Annotated in this window: 18 protein-coding genes; 5 read left to right on the plus strand and 13 right to left on the minus strand. The window is 62.4% G+C overall.

Annotated features, from left to right (window positions below):
- The first annotated feature begins 149 nt into the window (after positions 1 to 149).
- Complete coding sequence (locus ACK8OE_RS07115; RefSeq protein WP_410271969.1) at positions 150 to 911, plus strand: class II glutamine amidotransferase; 762 nt, start codon at positions 150 to 152, stop codon at positions 909 to 911.
- Positions 912 to 1,068: 157 nt separating this feature from the next.
- Positions 1,069 to 2,040, plus strand: a complete 972-nt coding sequence (locus ACK8OE_RS07120) for a quinone oxidoreductase family protein (protein ID WP_410271970.1) — start codon at positions 1,069 to 1,071, stop codon at positions 2,038 to 2,040.
- Here ACK8OE_RS07120 and ACK8OE_RS07125 read toward each other — a convergent pair.
- Positions 2,037 to 2,621, minus strand: coding sequence for a pyridoxamine 5'-phosphate oxidase family protein (locus ACK8OE_RS07125; protein WP_410271971.1), 585 nt, complete (start codon positions 2,619 to 2,621; stop codon positions 2,037 to 2,039). The two genes, ACK8OE_RS07120 and ACK8OE_RS07125, sit on opposite strands and share 4 nt — an antisense overlap.
- Positions 2,622 to 2,744: 123 nt before the next feature.
- On the opposite strand from ACK8OE_RS07125, the gene ACK8OE_RS07130 reads away from it, so the two are divergent.
- On the plus strand, positions 2,745 to 3,131 hold the full coding sequence (locus tag ACK8OE_RS07130) for an OsmC family protein (RefSeq protein ID WP_410271972.1): 387 nt from the start codon (positions 2,745 to 2,747) through the stop codon (positions 3,129 to 3,131).
- On the opposite strand, the gene dinB is transcribed toward ACK8OE_RS07130, so the two are convergent.
- The 6 genes from dinB to ACK8OE_RS07160 form a co-directional block, all read right to left on the minus strand.
- Positions 3,128 to 4,216, minus strand: a complete 1,089-nt coding sequence (gene dinB, locus ACK8OE_RS07135; protein ID WP_410271973.1) for a DNA polymerase IV — start codon at positions 4,214 to 4,216, stop codon at positions 3,128 to 3,130. The two genes, ACK8OE_RS07130 and dinB, sit on opposite strands and share 4 nt — an antisense overlap.
- 72 nt (positions 4,217 to 4,288) lie before the next feature.
- Positions 4,289 to 5,341, minus strand: coding sequence for a bifunctional DNA-binding transcriptional regulator/O6-methylguanine-DNA methyltransferase Ada (gene ada / locus ACK8OE_RS07140; protein WP_410271974.1), 1,053 nt, complete (start codon positions 5,339 to 5,341; stop codon positions 4,289 to 4,291).
- Between the two features lie 106 nt (positions 5,342 to 5,447).
- Positions 5,448 to 5,852, minus strand: a complete 405-nt coding sequence (locus ACK8OE_RS07145; protein WP_013478000.1) for a PTS sugar transporter subunit IIA — start codon at positions 5,850 to 5,852, stop codon at positions 5,448 to 5,450.
- Between the two features lie 155 nt (positions 5,853 to 6,007).
- Complete coding sequence (locus tag ACK8OE_RS07150; RefSeq protein WP_410271975.1) at positions 6,008 to 6,436, minus strand: HPr kinase/phosphorylase; 429 nt, start codon at positions 6,434 to 6,436, stop codon at positions 6,008 to 6,010.
- A gap of 57 nt (positions 6,437 to 6,493) precedes the next feature.
- Complete coding sequence (locus ACK8OE_RS07155) at positions 6,494 to 8,074, minus strand: stimulus-sensing domain-containing protein (protein ID WP_410271976.1); 1,581 nt, start codon at positions 8,072 to 8,074, stop codon at positions 6,494 to 6,496.
- Positions 8,075 to 8,215: 141 nt separating this feature from the next.
- Complete coding sequence (locus tag ACK8OE_RS07160; RefSeq protein ID WP_290799773.1) at positions 8,216 to 8,926, minus strand: response regulator transcription factor; 711 nt, start codon at positions 8,924 to 8,926, stop codon at positions 8,216 to 8,218.
- Positions 8,927 to 9,145: 219 nt separating this feature from the next.
- Here ACK8OE_RS07160 and ACK8OE_RS07165 point away from each other — a divergent pair, with 219 nt between their 5' ends.
- Positions 9,146 to 10,855, plus strand: a complete 1,710-nt coding sequence (locus ACK8OE_RS07165; protein ID WP_410271977.1) for a hypothetical protein — start codon at positions 9,146 to 9,148, stop codon at positions 10,853 to 10,855.
- A 13-nt stretch (positions 10,856 to 10,868) separates the two neighbouring features.
- On the opposite strand, the gene ACK8OE_RS07170 is transcribed toward ACK8OE_RS07165, so the two are convergent.
- From ACK8OE_RS07170 to ACK8OE_RS07195, 6 genes are all read right to left on the minus strand, one after another.
- A complete protein-coding gene (locus ACK8OE_RS07170; protein WP_410271978.1) occupies positions 10,869 to 12,551 on the minus strand; it encodes a methyl-accepting chemotaxis protein in 1,683 nt (560 codons plus the stop codon).
- A 395-nt stretch (positions 12,552 to 12,946) separates the two neighbouring features.
- On the minus strand, positions 12,947 to 14,629 hold the full coding sequence (locus ACK8OE_RS07175; RefSeq protein ID WP_410271979.1) for a methyl-accepting chemotaxis protein: 1,683 nt from the start codon (positions 14,627 to 14,629) through the stop codon (positions 12,947 to 12,949).
- Between the two features lie 141 nt (positions 14,630 to 14,770).
- Entirely contained in the window at positions 14,771 to 15,169 is a 399-nt protein-coding gene (locus ACK8OE_RS07180; protein ID WP_410271980.1) for a VOC family protein, read from the minus strand.
- The gene (gene polA / locus ACK8OE_RS07185; RefSeq protein WP_410271981.1) at positions 15,169 to 18,030 is read right to left on the minus strand and encodes a DNA polymerase I; all 2,862 of its coding nucleotides are present in this window, start codon (positions 18,028 to 18,030) and stop codon (positions 15,169 to 15,171) included. The genes ACK8OE_RS07180 and polA overlap by 1 nt, the downstream gene beginning before the upstream one ends.
- Before the next feature lie 195 nt (positions 18,031 to 18,225).
- Positions 18,226 to 18,984 carry a polyphosphate kinase 2 gene (gene ppk2 / locus ACK8OE_RS07190; protein ID WP_410271982.1) on the minus strand — a complete coding sequence of 253 codons (759 nt, stop codon included), beginning with the start codon at positions 18,982 to 18,984 and terminating at the stop codon, positions 18,226 to 18,228.
- Positions 18,985 to 19,048: 64 nt separating this feature from the next.
- Positions 19,049 to 19,624, minus strand: a complete 576-nt coding sequence (locus tag ACK8OE_RS07195) for a PAS domain-containing protein (protein WP_410271983.1) — start codon at positions 19,622 to 19,624, stop codon at positions 19,049 to 19,051.
- A 339-nt stretch (positions 19,625 to 19,963) separates the two neighbouring features.
- Between ACK8OE_RS07195 and ACK8OE_RS07200 the strand changes: the two genes are divergently transcribed.
- A complete protein-coding gene (locus ACK8OE_RS07200; protein WP_410271984.1) occupies positions 19,964 to 20,794 on the plus strand; it encodes a hypothetical protein in 831 nt (276 codons plus the stop codon).
- The last annotated feature ends 152 nt before the right edge of the window (positions 20,795 to 20,946 follow it).

Genomic DNA, 20,946 nt, shown 5'->3' on the forward strand with positions numbered 1-20,946 from the left:
CAATACCGGAACGATTGGTAGACCGGGATGTGTAAACGGGCAATCCTGTTGCGTATCTCTTCTTACCCAACGCGATAGAAAGCCTCGTTTGCCGGTTGGGGCGTTCGCCTGTTACAGGTGAGACGAGACTTACGTTCGGGTATTGAGACATGTGCGAACTTCTGGGCATGAGCGCCAATGTGCCCACCGACATCCGCTTTTCCTTTACGGCGCTGGCCAAACGCGGTGGAGCCACCGGTCCGCACGCCGATGGCTGGGGCATCAGCTTCTATGAGCAAAAGGGGTGTCGTAATTTCCACGACCCGAACCCGTCGGCGACGTCCGAGCTGGCGGCTCTGGTGCGTGACTACCCCATCAAGTCCAAGACGGTCATCGCCCATGTGCGCAAGGCCAATCGCGGTCGCGTGGCGCTGGAAAACACCCACCCCTTCACCCGCGAACTGTGGGGTCGGGCGTGGACCTTCGCCCACAATGGCCAGCTCAAAGGCGTCAAAGCCCTGCCGCTGAGCTTTTTCCGCCCGATCGGCACCACCGATTCCGAACACGCCTTCTGCTGGATACTCGATCAACTGGTCCGCAAATATATGGACTATCCGCCGGCCCGCGTGCTGGACAAGGAGGTCAAGCGGCTGTTCAGTGAGCTGCGCAAGATGGGCGTTTTCAATGCCTTGCTGACCGATGGACGGTCGCTTTACGCCAGTTGCTCAAAAAAACTGACATATATTCAGCGCCGCGCGCCGTTTGGCCGCGCTACCCTGATCGACGCCGAAATGCAGGTCGATTTCGCGCAGGAAACCACACCGAACGACAAGGTCATCATCATCGCCACCCAGCCCCTCACCCACGATGAGGTGTGGACAGCGGTCGAACCGGGATCATCGCTTATTTTCCGCTCGGGCGAGGTGGTTTAATCTCCTCCCTGCGCCTTGGCGTGGGGAGGTGGATTTTGGAGCGTAGCGACAAAAGACGGAGGGGGCGAAGCCTCGGAGTCAGCCCCCTCCGTCATCGCCATAAATGGCGCTGACACCTCCCCATTGCTGCGCAACAGGGAGGAGGAAAGAAACGATTATGACCATAGCCATTCGCGTGCATCAAACCGGCGGACCGGAGGTCCTCAGCGTCGAACAGATCGAGGTCGGCGATCCGGGGCCCGGTGAGGCGCGCGTGCGTCACACCGCCATCGGCGTCAACTTCATCGACACCTATTTCCGTTCGGGCCTCTATAAGACCGCTCTGCCCTTTGTGCCTGGCAATGAAGGGGCGGGCATAGTTGAAGCCGTGGGCAAAGGCGTCGATTTTATCGAACCCGGCGACCGGGTGGTCTATTCGGCGACGCCCGGCGGCTATGCGCAAACGCGCCTGATCGCTGCCGACAAGCTGATCCCCATTCCCGACGGCATCAGCGACGAAGTGGCGGCGGCGGCCTTTCTCAAAGGCCTGACCGCGCAATATCTGTTGCGCCGCACCTTTCGCGTCGGGCCGGGACATACGGTCTTGCTCCACGCGGCGGCCGGGGGCGTCGGGCTGATCGCCGGACAATGGGCCAGGGCGCTGGGGGCCACGGTGATCGGCACCGCCGGTTCTGAGGCCAAGATCGAACTGGCGCGCCAGAATGGCTATGACCATCTGATCAACTACCGCACCGAAGATTTCGTCGCCCGCGTTCTGGAGATTACGGACGGACGCAAGGTCGATGTGGTGTACGACTCGGTGGGCAGGGACACGTTTGACGGATCGCTGGATGTGCTCAAGCCGCTGGGCCTGATGGTATCGTTCGGACAGTCGTCGGGGGCCGTGCCGCCGGTGGATATTTCGGTGCTGAATACGAAGGGTTCGCTGTTCCTGACGCGGCCTTCGGTTTTTGGTTATAACCGCGACCGGGCAACGCTTCTTGAGTCCGCTGCGGACCTGTTTGAGGTCATCCTGAACGGCAAGGTCCGTGTACGGATTGATCAGCGTTTTGCCCTGACCGAGGCGCGCGCGGCCCACGAAGCGCTGGAGAGCCGCGCCACCACCGGCAGCACCTTGCTTATCCCTTAACCTACCGGATCGCGCGGCGTGAGGGCGAGCGGATCGGCCCGATCGTCTGTGTGCGGAGCCAAATCGGGGATGTCCAAATCGGCATGGCCGTGGTCGCCGGGGTCGGCGCGTTCACCCGTGGCCAGGGCCTGAAGGAAGGCGATGCCGGCGGCAATCAGGCCGGGGCTGTCCCAGAATTCGGCCTCGCTGGCGTCGAACCGCAGCAGGCGCAGGTTGGGATCGTCCTTGCCGCCGGGGAACCACGCCTTGTCCGCCGCCGACCACAGTTCGTCGATAATGGCCGGGTCGCGGCTGATGCTCACCGTACCGTTCAGGGCGACATAGTTGTGACCCTTGGGGTCAGAAAAGGTCAGCAGCGCCGCCGGATTGGCGTCGATTTCCGCCATCTTGCCCGTATCGGCCCCGGTGAAAAACCACAGAACGCCGTCAAAGGCCTTGTCTTCGGGGTGGCGGATCTGCGGCATCATGGGCCGCGCGTGCAGCAGGCCGGTCGCGGCGTGCGTCGCCAGCATGGCCACCTTGGTGTCCTTGATCAGGGACCAGATACGTTCGCGGGCCTCTTGGCCATACAGGGTCGTCATGCGTTGCCTCTTTTGGTTTACTGGCGCCCCACCGCCGCTGTCTATTTGCGGTGCGTGCCCGTAAAATAGCCATAGGAAGGGACGCCCCGCGCATATAGTCTGCCGACAAAACGGAGACACCTCATGGCCCATGCCCGCGCCCATATCGGCACCACAGACTTGCTCACCACCATCGACACCGGCGGACGCACCCTCAGCGCCGACGAGCCCGAAGCTCTGGGGGGCGGCAATGCCGGGTTTGCCCCTTACGACCTGCTGCTGGCTTCACTGGCCGCCTGTACCTGCATCACGCTGCGCATGTACGCGGCGCGCAAGGGCTGGCCGCTGGAGGCTATTGATGTGGAACTGCACCACAGCAAGGACGACAAACGCTCAAAAATCACGCGCGTCCTGACCCTGAGCGGGGCGCTGGATGAGGCCCAGAGAGCGCGACTGGCCGAGGTGGTCGAACGCACGCCGGTCACTCTGACGCTCAAAGAAGGTGCGGATATCGCCACCACGTTTAATTAAATGGCCAGCGACAATTGCTGAGGTTCGGCCTGCGCCTCCGTGCCGCCCAGCGACGACAGGCTGACGCCCAGCAGACGGATGCCTTTGGCGATCGGAAAGACGCTTTCGAGCAGGCTACCCGACAGGCGCGCCAGTTCGTCCTTGTTGAGCACGGTAGCGGCCGCGGTGTGGCTGCGGGTGATCTGCTGGAAGTCGGTATATTTGACTTTCAGCGTCACAGTACGCCCGCGCGTGCCGTGCTGATCGCAGTAGCGCCACACCTTGTCCACGATGGGGGAAAGGGCTGCGCGCGCGGCTTCCAGCGAAAAGATGTCCTGAAAGAAGGTATTTTCCGCCCCCACCGACTTGCGCACCCGGTCGGGCTGCACGCGGCGATGGTCGATGCCGCGCGCGATATTGTAGTAATAGTCGCCCGACACGCCGAAATGCTTTTGCAGAAAGGCCAGGTCCTGCGCCTTGAGATCGGCCCCGGTCAGGATGCCCAGCCGGTTCATCTTCTCTTCGGTGGCCGGGCCGATGCCGTGGAAGCGCCCCACCATCAGGGTTTCGACAAACTCAGGCCCCATGCGCGGCGTGATGACGTAAAGCCCGTCCGGCTTGCGATAGTCCGAGGCCATCTTGGCCAGAAACTTGTTATAGGATACGCCCGCCGAGGCCGTCAGCCCGGTCGCCAGCTTGATCCGTGCCCGGATTTCCTGCGCGATCAGGGTCGCCGAGGCGATGGCCTTGTGATTGTGCGTAACATCAAGATAGGCCTCATCGAGCGACAGCGGTTCCACCAGCTCCGTATAGTCCTCGAAAATCTCGCGGATCTGCTTCGATACGGCTTTGTAGGCGTCAAAGCGCGGCTTAACGAAGATCAGGTCCGGGCATTTGCGTCGCGCCGTCACCGACGGCATGGCCGAGCGGATGCCGTATTTGCGCGCCTCATACGAGGCCGCCGCCACGACGCCGCGTTCCAGCCCGCCCACCGCCACGGGCTTACCGCGCAGATCGGGATTATCGCGCTGTTCCACAGAGGCGTAGAAGGCATCCATATCCACATGGATGATCTTGCGCAGGGGTTCGATGTTCTCGTTTTCCATGGTGCGGTTCCGCAGCGTCATTAGAACGTAATGCGAACATAGCACAAAAAGAGAACAAATCAAGCGGTGAGCCTAACGTTCCGCCGCCAGCAGCGCCGCTTTGCGTTCTACGCCCCAGCGATAGCCCGACAGGCTGCCGTCGGTACGCACCACGCGGTGACAGGGGATGGCCACGGCGATCTTGTTGGCGGCGCAGGCCGAGGCCACGGCGCGCACCGCGGCGGGCAAACCGACCCGTTCGGCCAGTTCGCTGTAGGAGACGCGCGTGCCGGCGGGCAGGGCCTGAAGCGCGGCCCACACCTTCTGCTGGAACAGGGTGCCGCGAATATCGAGCGGCAGGTCGAGCGCGGTTTGCGGCGCTTCGATCAGTCCGGCCACACGCGCCATGGTCTCTTCAAACGCCGCGTCCCCACCGATCAGTTCGGCCTTGGGAAAGGCGTCCTGAAGGTCGCGTACCAGCGCCTCCGGGTCGTCGCCCAGAAACACCGCACAGACCCCCTTCTCACTGCGCGCCACCAGCAGCGCCCCCAGACGCGACTGCCCCACGGCGAAGCGGATCACCTCGGCCACGCCGCCCTTGCGGAAGGTGCGCGGTGACATGCCCAGCGCCTGGGCCGTATCGGCGTAGAAGCGGCTGGGGGCATTGAAGCCGGCCTCGTAGATGGCTTCGGTCACGCTGCCGCTGGTCTTCAGCGCGGCGCGCATCCGGCCACTGCGATGGGCGCGGGCATAGGCCTTGGGCGTCAGACCGGTGGCGGCCTTGAACACCCGGTGAAAATGAAAGGGGCTGAGGCCCGCCCGCTGGGCCAGCGTTTCGAGTTTCGGCTCGACCTCGGCGGTTTCGATTTCGCGGCAGGCCTCGGCGATGCGCTGCGCCTGAAGGGCGCGCTGACCGCCCTGATCGGGCTGGCAGCGCATGCAAGGGCGAAACCCAGCGGTCTCGGCCTCCGGGCCAGTGGCAAAAAAGCGCACATTCTCAGGCTTTGGCCGCCGCGATGCGCAGGTGCAGCGGCAATAGACGCCGGTGGTCTTCACGGCATAGACAAAGGCGCCGTCCTGCGTCGCATCGCGAGTGGTCACGGCGCGCCAGCGCGGGTCTTCGATCATGGCAAAGGCAGCGGTCATGGATGGTTCCTCACTCACCGGATACCTCCACTGTGAACGTTTTGAGCCCCCTGCGCGTCCCGCCGCTTGCGGTCAAATTCGGGTGGTCAGATTCGGGCGGTCACGCTCAGTTGTCACCCGACAGGACGTAAGAGGCGACGGTGACGTATTTGCGCCCGGCCTCCTGCGCGTGTTGCACGCAATCGGCCAGGGCCTCCAGCTTGCGCAGCGTCGCCAGCTTGATCAGCATGGGCAGGTTGAGCCCGGCGATCACCTCGGCCTTGGTCTGCTCCATGACGGAGATGGCCAGATTCGACGGGGTGCCACCGAACATGTCGGTCAGCAGGATCACGCCGTCGCCGCTGTCATTGGCAAAGGTGGCCTTGAGGATGTCCTGACGGCGCTGAGCCACGTCGTCTTCAGGCCCGATACAGATGGCCGTCACCTGATCCTGCGGTCCCACAACGTGTTCCATGGCGGATACAAACTCTTCCGCCAGACCGCCGTGGGTCACGATCACCAGTCCGATCATATAGACGTCATCCCTACACGTGACCGCCCGATTGTCCCGGAGGGGGAGTCCGGGGAGCGGCACAAGAGCCCGATTATAGACCCAATTCACTGCACTGCAAAAAGGTCTTTCGATTTAGGACGAAAATGCGACGGTGCCAAGGGCGATCCGTGGGATCACGACAGAAGACGCAGCCGGGTGAGCAGTTTGGCCACAGTCGAAGCTTCCCTTGGGTTAAGTCTGAGGGTGGGTAAATCATACCCCAGAACGGGGGTCAACTCGGCTTCGGGCAGGCGCTGAGGGGGCGATAATTGGCAATGCACACAAAGGCTTACGCGGGTCAGGGGGCGCCGGGGCTGCGGCGTTATGCCGATACCGCGCACCTCCATTCGCCCGGCAATGGTATCCGGAGCGCTGGCGAAAATGTGATCGCCCGACGCCCACAGGACCGAGTAGTCGTCGCTCACAAGCTGAAACCCAGCCTCAAGCGCGCGCAGGGCGAGATCACTCTTGCCGATGCCCGATGGCCCCATCAGCAGCACGCCCCGCCACTGGCCCCGAATGGGCACGGTCAGCGACGTGGCGTGGAGGATGATTCGGGACAAGTACGGGCTCCGGATAATCATACCTCCCCGCCGAAGGCAGGGAGGTATAGGGATGGGTCACTGATACACGTTCGGCAGGGTGATGGTAAAGCGCGCGCCGGCGATGGTGTTATCGCCGTTCAGGCGGTTCGCGGCCCAGATACGGCCACCCTGCGCCTCAATAATCTGCCGCGAGATCGACAGACCCAGACCCGAATTGCGCCCGAAATCCGTGCCCTTGGGCCGCGAGGTATAGAAGCGCTGGAAGATGGTCTCCAGATTTTCCGCCGGGATGCCGGGGCCGTCGTCCTCGATCACGATGTGCACCGGGCGCTTCGGGTCGGCGTCGGAATAGGCGACGCAGACGCGCACCGTACCGCCTTCGGGCGAGAAGGAGCGCGCATTGTCGATGACATTGCGGAAGACCTGCCCCAGCGGCCCTTCGCGGCCCATCACCTTCGACGCCGCCGGGGTCAGTTTGCGCTCCAGACTGACCGCCGCCCCCTCGGGCATGTGCTGATAGAGGGAGACAATGTCTTCGAGCAGGGCGCCGACATCGACGGGTTTGGGCACATCGCGCGCCAGTTCGGCATCAAGGCGTGAGGCGTTGGAAATGTCGGTGATCAGCCGGTCGGCGCGGCGCACATCCTGCTGGATGACGGCCATCAGGCGCGCCTTGGCGGCCTCATCCTTCACCAGGCTAAGCGTTTCCAGCGCGCTGCGGATCGAGGTCAGGGGGTTCTTGATCTCATGCGACACGTCGGCGGCGAAGCGGTCGATATCGTCCATGCGCTTTTGCAGCGCTTCGGTCATGGATTGCAGCGAACGCGCCAGAATCCCCACCTCATCGTGGCGCGACTCCAGATCGGGCAGGGAGAAGGTGCGCGCCTTCTGCATCCGCACCGCATCGGCGGCGTCGGACAGGCGGTGGATGGGCCGGCTGACCAGCCAGTGCAGCAGCAGCGACGAAAACAGGCTGACGCCCAGCGCCACCAGAATAAAGGGCAGCATGGCCCAGCGCTGCGCCGCGACGATGGTGTCCACATCACCGGCTTCGATGGTCAGCACGCCCAGTATCGCTTTGACGCGCTTCAGCGGCACCGAGACGGAAACGACCTTTTCGCCCTTTTCGTTATAGCGCACCGAAGCGACCGGCTCACCGCTCAGGGCCTGTTTGACCTCGGCGTCCAGCGCCTCACGCGCCTTTTCCTGCCGCAGGTTGCGCGCCTTGCGCCGCTCGGTATCGGGGAGGGTGTCCTCGACCGGCGGCAGGCTGCGCACATCGATCTGTTCGGAGACGGAATAGGAGTCGGTGAGGACGTGCCCTTTGGCATCGAACAGGCGGGCGCGCTGCTCTGCGGGGATGAAGCGGCCCAGCACCAGCACGGCGTATTGCGGCTCCAGATAGGGCTCAGGATCACCGGCGGTGGCGACCTCGGCGATGATCTCGCCCATGGTCTCCGCCTGCGCCATCAGCGACTCCTTGCGGTTGTCGATGAGGCCCTGACGGAATTCATTGAGCACCAGCGCGCCGGTGATCAGCACCAGCAGCCCGGCCAGATTGAGCAGCAGGATCAGCCGCCCCAGCCGCGCCCGGAAAAAACCGATGCGCGCAAAGGGCGGCAGAAGGCGACGCTGCGGGGTTTCGGTGCCGGACATACTCTATGCCTCCCCAAGGGACTGGGGAGGTGGACGCAACAAGCCCCCCCACCGCCACACGTCTCCGCCAGCGGCGGCCCGTGCGGCACCCCTCCCCGGCCAGGCCGGGGAGGTATAAGGGAAGCGGGCAAACGGCATGGGTTACACTTCGCGGTAGCGATAGCCTACGCCATAGAGGGTTTCGATGGAGTCGAACTCCTGATCAACAAGACGGAACTTCTTGCGCATGCGCTTGATGTGGCTGTCGATCGTGCGGTCATCGACATAGACCTGATCGTCATAGGCGGCGTCCATCAGGTTGTCGCGGCTTTTGACGAAGCCCGGACGCTGCGCCAAGGCGTGCAGCAGCAGGAATTCGGTGACGGTCAGGCGCACCGGCTTGCCGTCCCAGGTGCATTCGTGGCGGGCGGCGTCCATGACCAGCTTGCCACGCTTCAGCGACTTGGCGTTCAGCGCTTCCTGCGTTTCCGGCGGCTCGGACTGATCGACGACGCCGGCGCGGCGCAGCACGGCCTTGACGCGCTCCAGCAGCAGGCGCTGCGAGAACGGCTTGTGCATATAGTCGTCGGCGCCAAGGTTGAAGCCCAGCACTTCGTCGATCTCATCGTCCTTCGACGTCAGGATGATCACCGGCAGGTTGGAATTCATACGCAGGCGACGCAGCACCTCCATACCGTCCATGCGCGGCATCTTCACATCAAGGATGGCCAGATCGGGCGGGTCCTTTTCCAGTGCAGCCAGACCGGTCGCGCCGTCGTGATAGGCCTGCACCGTATGTCCGCCGCTTTCCAGCGCCAGCGAAACGCTGGTGACAATGTTTTCGTCATCATCGACAAGGGTAATTCTGGCCATAAGCCCTCCGGTTGTCTTACCTGTGGCGCACCATATAACGCCGTTTACGCCAAAACACTCAATTATTGACCAAATATAGGCCGCTCCGGGGTGATAATCAGGCCCAGACGACCCTTCAACGTTAATTTAACAGGATTCGTCCATATTTCGACGTGAATGGCAGGGTTTGTGACACGCGGGTCATAAAGAGCCAATTATTGACGTCACGCTTGAGGCTTTATGGCCGGTCAGATCCACTACGAAATCTTTTCGCGCAAGACGCCGCAATCGGGCTGGGTGCTGCAAAACGCGCTGGAAGACCGAGACGCCGCCATCGCGCAGGCGCGTGAGCTGCTCAACGCCCGTCGCGCCGCCGCCATCAAGGTGACCAAGGAAGTCTTTTCCGACGATACCGGGGAATTTCGCACCTATACCGTGCTGACTGAGGGGCTGCCGGAAACACGCAGCAAGCCCAAGGTCGCCAGCAGTGCCGAGCCTGTCTGTACCTCGCCGCAGGACCTCTATAGCCGCCACGCCCGCGAAACCATTGCCCGCGTGCTCGAAGACTGGCTGCGCCGTCAGGGGGCCACCGTGTTCGAACTGCTGCACAGCCCCGTCCTGTGTGAGCGGCTCGACGTTTCGACCAATGACCTGACCCACGCCATCCAGAAGGTCGCCATCCCCGAATCCGAGGAAACGGGGGCCTCGATCCACGAGATCATGCGCCGCTGGACCAATCTGACGGACAGGGCCCTCAACCGCGTCATCGGCGACGGGCGCAAAAAGGTGTTCGGTGACATCGACCTCAGCGGCGATATCGCGGCTCAGGTTGCGCGTATCGGGCAATCACCTGAGCGCGGCTACGCGTTTGGCGGCGCGGTGGCGAAGCTGATGGTCGCGGACCGCAGTGCCGGGCGCAAGCTGATGCCGCTGACGCGTATCGCGGCCGCCATCGTCAGCAAGCCGGAGCTGAAATGGGCGCTCGACGTCATCGAAATGCCGTTGGTCGAACTGTTTGCGCGCAAGGGCGGACTGGCCGAAATTCTGGGCAGCGATATCACTCTGGGGCAGGGTCTGGCTTTTCTGACCCATATGGTCAGCGGTGAAGCCATCGAACGCCTCAGTCAGGTCGATACGGGCATTGGGCGCGCCTTACCGCCACCGCCCGCCCACCTCGAAGAGTTTGCGCGCCTGATCCGCGACGGCCATTTCCGCGACCTGCGCCTTCAGGCCTTTCGCAATGTGCTGGGCGAACTGCGCGGCGTAAAGCGGCTGATGCCGGACAATCCGGTGGGCGAAATCGACCTTCTGCGCGCCATGGCGCTGGCGCTCACGGCCGGCAGCCAGCAGCAGGTCGAGCGCGAAGACATTTCCGACGCCTTTATCGAACGCTCCAAAATGCTGGTGTCGAGTGCTTTTGTCGAAGGCCTGACGCGCGGCGCGCCGCACTGCCTCGAAGAGATCGAGCGCCTGTTGTGGCTGTGCGAGAACGTGGTCGGGGCGGCCAATAAAAAACAGGCGGCGCGCTGGCTGTTGTCGGCCCTGACGGCGCATCGCTTTGAAACCGACCTGCGTGATCCCAAACGCCCGGCGGCGCAGCGGCTTCAGTTGCTGGCCCTGCTGCAACGCCGCATCAGCAAGGCGGCGTTGGGGGAAAGCGATACCGAAGCCGCTCATACGCGACTGGGGCAGATCGGCGCGCAGATTGCCGGGGATGTGCAGCTTTTGCCGCAAATCCTAAAAGGCTCCAAGTCACCACTTCAGCGCATGGCGGCCCTGCTGGGGCTGGCCACCGGGCAGTCGGGGCCGCTGGGCGCGCTCAGCGAACTGGCCAAGGCAGAGATCATGAAGCAGTTGCGCGCCCCCGATGTGCGCGCCAGCCTGATGGAAGACCCGGCGGCGCTGGTGCGGCTCAAACCCCTGCTGGTACAGGCCGGTCTGGCGGCATAGGCACCAAACCGGATCAGGCGGCGCGCACCTGCGCCAGGAAGCCGTTGACCTGCGCCTGCAATTTCGCCGCCTGTTGCGCCAGTTCGGACGAAGCGCTCAGCACCTGAGACGCGCCTGTGCCGGTTTCTTCGGCCATGCGGGCGACGCCCGTGATGTTTTGCGTCACCTCAATCGCGCCGGTGGACGCCTGAGTTACGGACAATACGATCTCGCTGGTGGCGGCACCCTGCTGCTCTACCGCGGCGGCGATGGTGGCGGAGGACTCGTTGATGATGCGGATGGTCTGCGAGATGTTTTCGATGGCGCGCACCGCCTGTTCGGTGGTCGCCTGAATACCCGCGATCTGCTGATTGATCTCAGTCGTCGCATGAGCGGTCTGGGTAGCCAGCGTTTTCACCTCGGCGGCCACAACCGCAAAACCCTTACCTGCTTCACCGGCCCGCGCCGATTCGATGGTGGCATTGAGCGCCAGCAGGTTGGTTTGCGAGGCGATGCTTGAGATCATGTCCACGATGCTGGTGATACGGCCTGCCGCACCTGACAACTCATTGACGATAGCATAGGTGGCTTCGGCCTCGCCCACCGCTTCGCGCGCCTTGCTGAGCGAGTGTCGCACCTGACGGCTGATTTCAGAGATCGACGCCCCCAGTTCTTCGGCTGACCCCGCCACGGAGGTGACACTGCTGCCGGCCTGTTCGGCCGCAGCCGAAACGGACTGCGCCTTTGCCGAGGATTCCTGTGCTGACGCCGACAATTGCGCTGCCGTCGCCTGCATTTCGGTTGCGGCGGAGGACACCATTTCGACCACGCCGCCAATAGCCCCTTCGAAATCGGCCGCCAGATCGCGCATCGCCTGCCTGCGCTGATGCTCGGCGTCTTCGCGAGCCCTGGCCGCTTCGGCTTCCAGCGCCCGGTTGCGGATCAGGCCGTCGCGGAACACTTCGACGGCCGCAGCCATCTGCCCGATTTCGTTGCGTTCGCCCAGATGAGGCACTTTTACCTCGGTCTGACCACCGGACAGAACCTTCATCACGTCCGACATGCGCGCGATCGGCACAGAGACGGCGCGGATCATCAGGAAGCCGATCAGGGCGGCACACAGCGCCGTCACGCCCAGCGCGATCAGGATCAGGGTGCGGGCCGTCGCGCCCTGTTCCATGCCATGAGCGGCGGCCTTGTCGCCGGCCTCCACCTGATAGGCGCGGGCGTCCTGAATATAGTTGCGGAGTTCGCGGGCCTGTGTACGCATCTCTTGCGAGAAATAGGCCTGAGCCGCGGCCATGTCACCGGTATCAATCAGCCCGGCATAATGCGCGCTATTGGCCATATAGGTTTTCAGTTCTGCACGGATTTTTTCCGACTGCGCCCGCTCCTCAGGGCTGGTCAGGTGGCGCGTACTGCCTTCAATGGCTTGCGACAGTTGAGCCAGTTCCTGATTAACGCTGTCGCGAATTTCCGCGCGTTCGGACTCTGGAACGGTCGTAAGCTGAAGCTGACGAAATCGGGCCAGCTCAAAACTCTGACCGGCTTCGCCCAGACCATGAGAGGCCGGCAGCCAGTGGGTGGCAAGATCATTAAGGGACGCGTTGACGGTGGCCAGACGGTTGATGGCAAACAGACCCAGTCCCAGCGTGCAGGCAAGGACAACCGAAAAGGCAGAGATAATCCGCATACGGACAGAGATATGTCTGAACATTGTTCCCCCTCTTGATAATTGCAGGCACGCATTCGAACAATTCAAAGAGGAGTGTTATGTGAAAGTGTAAAAACACGGTTAAAGGATTGTATATGCGGGCTGCAAAACCTGAGGGGGAAATGCGGCGTGAACTGAAAGGGCGCATACCAAGGGTCATCGAAAATGACCCCTGGTATGCCTTTCGAGAGAGTCTCGTGTCTTCAACGTCCAGATGCAGTCAGCATCTTCGGCCGTTGGTATTAGAGCGATGTGCGGAAGCGGAGTTCGGCGAAGCCAAAAGTGTGAGCGGTTTTCCGCAAAAACATCGCGACAAAACAAAAATTTAGAGCGAAATGGCGTTTCCATCTAAAGTCATTTCGCTCTAGTTCCCGATGGAGCCTGCCCCCAGAGTCGCCTTACGCCGCGCGGACCTGCGCCAGGAAGCCGTTGACCTGTGCCCGCAGCGTCTCCGCCTGTTGCGCCAGTTCGGAGGAGGCGTTCAGCACCTGAGACGCGCCCATGCCGGTTTCTTCGGCCAGACGGGCGACGCCGGTGATGCTTTGCGTCACCTCGGTCGTGCCCATAGAGGCCTGATTAACCGCCTGTACGATCTCGCTCGTCGCCGCGCCCTGCTGCTCCACCGCGGCGGCGATGGTGGCGGAGGATTCGTTGATGATGCGGATGGTTTGCGAGATGTTTTCGATGGCGCGCACCGCCTGTTCGGTGGTCGCCTGAATGCCGGCGATCTGCTGATTGATCTCGGTGGTCGCGCGGGCCGTCTGGGTAGCCAGCGTCTTCACTTCGGCGGCGACGACGGCGAAGCCCTTGCCCGCCTCACCGGCGCGCGCCGATTCGATGGTGGCATTCAGCGCCAAAAGGTTGGTTTGCGACGCAATGCCCGAAATCATGTCCACGATCCCGGTGATGCGGCCTGCCGCTTCTGACAGTTCGTTGACGATGGCCGAGGTGGCTTCGGCCTCGGTAACGGCTTCGCGCGCCTTGACCAGCGAATGCTGCACCTGACGGCTGATTTCTGAGACAGAGGCCCCCAGTTCCTCAGCCGAACCGGCCACCGAGGTCACATTGGTGCCGGCCTCTTCGGCGGCTGCCGACACCGACTGTGCCTGCGCCGAGGATTCCTGCGCCGAAGCCGTCAGTTGCGCCGCCGTCGCCTGCATCTCCGTCGCGGCGGAAGACACCATTTCGACCACGCCACCAATAGCGCCTTCGAAATCGGCGGCCAGATCACGCATCGCCTGCTTGCGCTGATATTCGGAATCTTCGCGGGCCTTTGCCGCTTCGGCTTCAAGGGCGCGGTTGCGGATCAGGCCGTCGCGGAAGACTTCGACAGACGCCGCCATCTGACCGATTTCGTTACGTTCGCCCAGATTGGGCACCTTCACATCCGCCTGACCGCCGGACAGGGCCTTCATCACGTCCGACATGCGCGCAATCGGCACAGAGACGCTGCGGATCATCAGGAAGCCGATCAGGGCGGCAAACACCGCCGTCCCCGCCGGAGCGATCAGGATCAGGGTGGCGGCCGATTTGCCCGTAGCGATGCCCTGAGCCGCGGCCTTGTTGCCTTCCTCGACCTGATAGGCGCGGTCGGCACGGATAGCCTCGCGCAGGGTGCGGGCCTGAGCCTGCATGTCGTTCATAAAGACGGTTTGTGCGCCCGCCATATCGCCCGCAGCCACCAGATCGAGATAGCGCTGGCTGTTGGTGCGGTAGCCCTCCATCGTGCCGTAGATCTTGTCGGCCAGCGCCTGCTCCTCGCTGTTGGCGATCATCGTCTTGTAGCTTTCGAGCGTCGCTTCGAGGTCCTTTGACGCCTTGGCGATATTTTCGATGATCTCCGGACGCTCGGCTTCAGCGACGATCAGCAGTTGCGACTGGCGCAGGCGCATCAGTTCGAAGGTTTGCGAGGCGTCCCCCAGTGTATTGGCCGTCGGCAGCCAGTTGGAGCCCAGATCATCGACCGAGCGGTTGACGGCATTCAACTGACTGATGCTGAACACCCCCAATCCGACCGTAGCGAAGAGGATAAGAGCGAAGGCCGCGACGATACGCGCGCGAATAGTGAGATTTTTGAACATTGAGCACACGGAAATACGGGGAGGATACAGAGTATACGCTTCCCGCTTTTTCCGTATTAATGCTGAATGGAAGGTTAACTATAGTATAGATGAGAGTTTTAAAACGAAATCCCCATATGGCGTTTTGTAAATAATGAAATATCACCCGCGGAAATTGAGTTCCAGTAGCACATTGTTAGGGTCTGCGACAAATATCTGTCGCAAAGAAATACGCGCAATATCATTGGTAGCGTAGTAGAGCCCCATAACCTTAAGTTTGTCCACGGTCTCTTCATAGCCGTCGCATTCAAAGGCGATATGGTGGATCGCCCCGGTCGGGTTACCGGGCACCACCTCACGCGGTATGGTGTTATCGGTGCCAAAACGGTTGAGGTGGATCACGGCACGGTCACCGGAGTCGTAAAGCCACATGCGGTCCGCCGGGTCGCGCTCTGGCGCCGTGCGGGCCTCAAGGTTCAGCAGATCGGCATAAAAGGCGATGGTGCCCGCCATGTCGTGGGTTTGGATATTGAAGTGGTCGAGGCGTTTTACAGTGGTCATCAATGCGCCTCGTCCCAGTTGTCGGCTGCCTTGGCTTCGACCTCCAGCGGCACGGAGATGTCGAGCGCCGGGAGGGCTGCGTGTTTCATCACCTTGACGATCACCACCTTGGCCGCTTCGACCTCGGCTTCGGGGGCCTCGAAAATCAGTTCGTCGTGCACCTGAAGCAGCATGGTGGTGGTCAGGCCCGCCGCTTCGAGCGCGCCCGGCATACGGATCATGGCGCGGCGGATGATGTCGGCGGCGGTGCCCTGAATAGGCGCATTGATCGCCGCGCGTTCGGCAAAGGCGCGCTGGCCCGCCGACTTGGCGTGGATGTCGGGGATGTGGATGCGCCGGCCGAAGATGGTTTCGACATAGCCCGTCGCCTTCACCTGTTCTTTCGCCGCGTCCATATAGGCCTTGATGCCGGGGAAGCGCTCGAAATAGGTCTTGATGTAACGACCGGCCTCCTGATTGTCGATGCCGAGCTGATTGCCGAGACCAAACGCCGAAATGCCGTAGATGATGCCGAAATTGATGGCCTTGGCGCGACGGCGTACCTCGGACGGCATACCTTCGACCGGGACGCCAAACATTTCCGACGCCGTCAGGGCGTGGATGTCAATGCCGTCCTGAAACGCTTTTTTGAGCTGTCCGATGTCACCGATATGGGCCAGCAGGCGCAGCTCAATCTGCGAATAGTCGGCCGAGATCAGCTTGTGGCCCGGACGCGCCACGAAGGCGGTACGGATCTTGCGCCCTTCCAGCGTGCGGATGGGGATGTTTTGCAGGTTGGGTTCGTTGGACGACAGGCGACCCGTGGTGGTTGACGCCAGTTGGTAGGAGGTATGGATGCGGTGGGTCTGCGCGTCGGCATATTCGACTAGAGCGTCCGTATAGGTGCCTTTCAGCTTGGCCATCTGCCGGTAATCGAGCAGCAGACGGGCCAGACGCTGGCCCTGATCGTGCGTGCCCTTTTCGGCGATCTCTTCCAGCACCTTGACGTCAGTCGCCCACTGCCCCGTCGCGGTCTTCTTGCCGCCGGGCAGGGCCATTTCATCGAAGAAGATGGCCCCCAGTTGTTGCGGCGAATTGAGGTTGAACGGATGGCCGGCCACGCTGTGCGCCTCGGCCTCGATCTCGCCCATGCGCACGCCAAAGTCCTGCGACAGAAGGCGCAGCACCTGCGGGTCGATGCGCACGCCGGCCAGTTCCATGTCCGACAGAACCGTCGGCATGGCGCGTTCCAGCGTCTCATAGACGGTCAGAAGCCGCTTTTGCGCCAGTTGCGGCTTGAGCACATGCCACAAACGCAGCGTGATGTCGGCGTCTTCGGCGGCGTATTCGGTGGCCGGTTTCAGATCGACGAATTTGAACGATTTGGCGCTCTTGCCCGTGCCGGCCACCTGCTTGAACGGGATGGGCGTGTGGCCCAGATGCAGCTCCGACAGCTCATCCATGCCGTGCCCGTGCAGGCCGCCTTCGAGCACGTAGGAGATCAGCATGGTGTCGTCATAGGGCGCGACGCGGATGCCATAACGCGCAAAGACCGACAGGTCGTATTTGATATTCTGCCCCACCTTGAGCACTGTCGGGTCTTCGAGCAGCGGCTTCAGTTCGGCCAAAGCCTCGACCAGAGCAATCTGTTTCAGCTCATCCCCGGACAGAGCCAGACCGCCGTCGTCCGACTGATGCGCCAGCGGAATATAGACCCCCGATCCCGGCGCGCAGCTCAGAGACACGCCGACCAGCCCCGACGCCGTGGCCGACAGCGAGTCGGTTTCGGTATCGACGGCAAACACACCTGCCGCGCGGCATTGAGCCAGATAGGCCTTCAGCATCTCGATGTCCTGAACGCACTGATAGGCGCTGTAATCGACCGGTGTCAGCAGCGCTTCGGGGGTGGCCGGGCGCGGCGCGCTCACCTGAGCCGTGGTGCCGAACAGGGGCTTGGACACAGGCGCCGTGAGGTCGCGCGGGGTGGCCTGCGCCGTTTCGAGCGTCGCCAGCGACCCACCGACGCGACGCGCCAGAGAGGTGAACTCCATCTCGGCCAGAAACGCCCCCAGTTCGGCGGCGTTCGGGTCTTTCAGCGCAAATTCCTCGATCGGGCACGGTGGCGGCACGTCGCAGCGCAGACGCACCAGCTCACGCGACATCAGGATCTGATCGCGGAAGTCGGTCAGGGCCTCGCGACGCTTGGGCTGTTTGATCTCGTGCGCGCGCTCAAGCAAGGCATCAAGCGAACCGTATTCGAGGATAAGCTGAGCGGCGGTCTTGATGCCGATGCCGGGCGCACCGGGGACGTTATCGGTCGAATCGCCGATCAAGGCCTGCGCATCGACGACCAGTTCCGGCGGCACACCGAACTTTTCGATGACCTGCTCGCGCCCGACGTGCGTGCCCTTGACCGGATCGAGCATGGAGACGTGGTCATTGACCAGTTGCATCAGGTCCTTGTCGGACGAGATGATGGTGACTTCGAAGCCCTGCTGCACGGCCAGATGCGCATAGGTGCAGATCAGGTCATCGGCTTCAAAGCCCAGAAGCTCGACATTGTGGATGCCAAAGGCCTTCGTCGCCTGACGGATCAGGGGGAATTGCGGGATCAGGTCTTCGGGGGGCGGCGGGCGGTGCGCCTTATACTGATCATAGAGGTCGTTGCGGAAGGTGTGCGCCCCGGCGTCAAAAATCACCGCCAGATGCGACGGCGCATCGTCACCGCGGTTCTCTTTGATGAGCTTATACAGCATGTTGCAAAAGCCCGACACGGCCCCGACCGGCAGGCCATCGGACTTGCGCGTCAGGGGCGGCAGGCCGTGATAGGCGCGGAAGATATAGCCGGAACCGTCGATCAGGACGAGGCGTTTGGGGGACATGAGGGCTCGCTTCAAGAAGGGTGTGCAGGCTTCATAAAGCCATCCGCGCACGATGCCAATTCCCCATACCTAGTCTGTGCGTCAGGGACTGGCCGAAAGACGGGGTCCGTCCCGATCATTATGATTTCGGGCAGTCACATGGTTTTATACCAACGGACGAAGATGCCGACCGCATCCGCCTGTTGAGCTTCGACCCTAACTGAACAGTTCCCGTTCGCCCGCGATCACCCGGTCGTAGCCGAAGACGATGTTGGCATCGGGAGCGGGGACGTCGTGAGAATAGGCGGGACAGCCCAGATTGTGCAGGACGTGGCGGATAATGTTGAGCCGTGCGTCTTTTTTCTTGTCGGTCTTGACGCAGGTCCACGGGCCGCCCGCATGGTGTGAGCGGCGCAGCATCTCATCGCGCGCGGCCGAATAAGCGTCCCATTTCTCCTGCGCCACCGCATCGAGCGGCGATACCTTCAGGCGCTTGAGCGGGTCCGACCGCCGGTCATCCAGCCGCTCTTTCTGCTCTTTTTTGGAAATATCCAGCCACAGCTTGATCAGGATGATCCCGGCATCGTCCAGCATGGTCTCAAACGGCGTCACATCGCGCAGGAAAATCTCCTGCTCCTGCGGCGTGGAAAAGCCCATCACCTTTTCGACCCCGGCGCGGTTGTACCACGAGCGGTTAAAGATCACCCATTCCCCGGCGGCGGGCAGGTGCTCGGCATAGCGCTGAAACCACCATTGGCTTTTTTCACGATCAGACGGTTTGGGCAGGGCGATGACGCGCGTCTGCCGCACCGACAGGTGCTCGGTAATGCGTTTGATGGCCCCGTCCTTGCCCGCGCTGTCGCGGCCCTCAAAAACAAGGCAGATCTTCTTGCCCTCGGCCACGGCCCAGATCTGGGCATCGACCAGAGCCCCCTGCAAGCGGGCCAGCTCGGCTTCGTATTCGTCCTCGGTCATGGGCGCTCCTTCTCAGACAGAGAGGCTCACCCGCCGTGACAAAAAATTCAATAGCAAATCCCGTTTACGCCACGCGGCGGTGGTCGTTCAGCACGATCAGGCGCGTCTGGCCATTGGGGGCTGTGGGCTGTGTGTTTTCGATCTGGGCCGCGAGCAGGCTCAGCTTGCCGGCCAGCGGGGCCTCGATATCGAGCGGGTGGACGCTGGCAAAGTGGCGCGGCCAGCCGCTATGCAGGGCATAGACCCCGGCAAAGCGATCGACAAGGCCCTCGTCATTACGCAGCGGCACCAGCATCAGCTCACCCGTAGCGTCCATGGTTTCAAGCGGCACATGGACCTTGAGACACACCGCCTCTTCGCGCTGCCGTGCCAGGGTCAGGCTGGCCACCACCAGCGCCGCGTGCGCTTCGCCAAACAGTTCGGTAAGGGCGCGCCCCTTGAGGTGCGTGCCGTGCAGGCGTTCGACGCGTTCCCCGATCAGGCGGAAGCGAAAGCCGTCGCGCGCCGTCAGTATAAAGGCGGACGGCAGAAGGGCGTTCAGATGAATGGGGTCAAGGTCCGAACGCAGCGGCGTCTGACCGGCCTTGCGACGCAGCGCCTGCCAGTAGCTGAGAAATGTCCCTGTGTCATTGTGAGCCATGGCGGCCTCCTCTGAGGCGTACACAGCAAGAATCCGGCCTGTCTGGCCCCATGCCGATGCAGAGCCGAAAAAAAACCGGCCCGGCGCACCCGCAGGGGGAAAGCGGTTCTCTTTTCGCGTCAGGCGCTTAATACTACCGCAAGACACCTGTGCTACGACGACAGAAAGCCTTTTTGTCCGCCGTCTCAGCGGTCCGGTACGGATCTTGCTCAGACGACGGCAGAACGGGTCCCGTTTGTGCCAGACTGGCGCATTTTAGGACCGTTGCGGACCACAGATCATTCAGCGGCAGCCGGGCCTGTATTACGGCGGCCTGCCCCAGACACTCAGGAGCGTGATATGCGCGTTAGCTTTGCGAAAACCCTTGCCGCCGTGGTCGGGTTCGGCATGATGATGACGGCCAGCGCGGCTCTGGCCGGCGCGGGCTGCAACAGCGGCTGCACGCCGCCGGCCCCGCCCAGCCCGCCGACCCATCCGGGTAAGCCCAACATGCCGTGCGGCGGTGGCCGCTGCGGTGGCGGCGGTGGCGGCAATGTCGACGTCAACGTCAATGTGAACGTCAACGCCAATGCCAGCGCGCGCGCCTATGGTCCCGGCGCCTTCAACGGTTCCGGTTCGGGTGCGGTCTATTACGGCGGCGGCTACGGCAACTGGTCGCAGGCGCAGGGTATCCCCTCGACCATGGGCCTCAACGTCGAAGGCGGCGAAATGCGCGCCATGGAATCCTATCAGGCGTCGCGCAGCTCGACCCGCCTGATGATTATCGAAGCTGCTTGCATCGACGACAAGGGCGTGCCGCATCCGGCCTCTCAGGTCTTTGGCGGTAAGGACGTGGCGGGCAGTTATGCCGGCGAAGTCTATCGCTGTATCGCCGGGACCAAGATGCGCTACACCCTGCGCGACAAGGACGGCGGCGAAGGCAAGTCTTACGATTGCCGCAAGAGCGAGGCCCTGTGGCACGAAGGCGGTCAGGTCCGCTGCAAGGTGCAACTGGCGGCGCGCGACTGTAACGAACGCTCGCTGCTGCGCAAGTTCGGCGCCGGTATCAAGGTGCTGACCCTGACCACCACCGAAAACTATATGGCCCAGCGCGAAGTCGTGAAGCAGTCGTCGGCTTCGTACAGCTCGACGATGGTCTTTGATGGTGGCGTCGGCGGGTTTGTCCAGTAAACAAACACAGCTTTCTATAACCAGAAACGCGACTGAAATCTTCCAAGCCCCGCCTCGTCAGAGCCGGGGCTTTATTCATGCTCGAACGTCGGGAAGAGAATTGGCCACGAAAAACACGAAAAGCTGGAAAAGAGGACGGTGCGGACGCCTCG

The sequence above is a fragment of the Asticcacaulis sp. W401b genome (assembly GCF_046503825.1).
In the GTDB taxonomy this organism is placed as follows: Bacteria; Pseudomonadota; Alphaproteobacteria; order Caulobacterales; family Caulobacteraceae; genus Asticcacaulis.

Coding starts and splice junctions, on each gene's coding strand:
- ACK8OE_RS07180 (WP_410271980.1), bottom strand. CDS start 15,169: ATGACCACTGTAAAACGCCTCGACCACTTCAATATCCAAACCCACGAC.
- ACK8OE_RS07155 (WP_410271976.1), bottom strand. CDS start 8,074: ATGTCCGGCACCGAAACCCCGCAGCGTCGCCTTCTGCCGCCCTTTGCG.
- ACK8OE_RS07160 (WP_290799773.1), bottom strand. CDS start 8,926: ATGGCCAGAATTACCCTTGTCGATGATGACGAAAACATTGTCACCAGC.
- polA (WP_410271981.1), bottom strand. CDS start 18,030: ATGTCCCCCAAACGCCTCGTCCTGATCGACGGTTCCGGCTATATCTTC.
- ACK8OE_RS07130 (WP_410271972.1), top strand. CDS start 2,745: ATGGCCCATGCCCGCGCCCATATCGGCACCACAGACTTGCTCACCACC.
- ACK8OE_RS07165 (WP_410271977.1), top strand. CDS start 9,146: ATGGCCGGTCAGATCCACTACGAAATCTTTTCGCGCAAGACGCCGCAA.
- ACK8OE_RS07145 (WP_013478000.1), bottom strand. CDS start 5,852: ATGATCGGACTGGTGATCGTGACCCACGGCGGTCTGGCGGAAGAGTTT.
- ACK8OE_RS07115 (WP_410271969.1), top strand. CDS start 150: ATGTGCGAACTTCTGGGCATGAGCGCCAATGTGCCCACCGACATCCGC.
- ACK8OE_RS07195 (WP_410271983.1), bottom strand. CDS start 19,624: ATGGCTCACAATGACACAGGGACATTTCTCAGCTACTGGCAGGCGCTG.
- ACK8OE_RS07125 (WP_410271971.1), bottom strand. CDS start 2,621: ATGACGACCCTGTATGGCCAAGAGGCCCGCGAACGTATCTGGTCCCTG.
- ppk2 (WP_410271982.1), bottom strand. CDS start 18,984: ATGACCGAGGACGAATACGAAGCCGAGCTGGCCCGCTTGCAGGGGGCT.
- ACK8OE_RS07200 (WP_410271984.1), top strand. CDS start 19,964: ATGCGCGTTAGCTTTGCGAAAACCCTTGCCGCCGTGGTCGGGTTCGGC.
- ACK8OE_RS07170 (WP_410271978.1), bottom strand. CDS start 12,551: ATGTTCAGACATATCTCTGTCCGTATGCGGATTATCTCTGCCTTTTCG.
- ACK8OE_RS07120 (WP_410271970.1), top strand. CDS start 1,069: ATGACCATAGCCATTCGCGTGCATCAAACCGGCGGACCGGAGGTCCTC.
- ACK8OE_RS07175 (WP_410271979.1), bottom strand. CDS start 14,629: ATGTTCAAAAATCTCACTATTCGCGCGCGTATCGTCGCGGCCTTCGCT.
- dinB (WP_410271973.1), bottom strand. CDS start 4,216: ATGGAAAACGAGAACATCGAACCCCTGCGCAAGATCATCCATGTGGAT.
- ada (WP_410271974.1), bottom strand. CDS start 5,341: ATGACCGCTGCCTTTGCCATGATCGAAGACCCGCGCTGGCGCGCCGTG.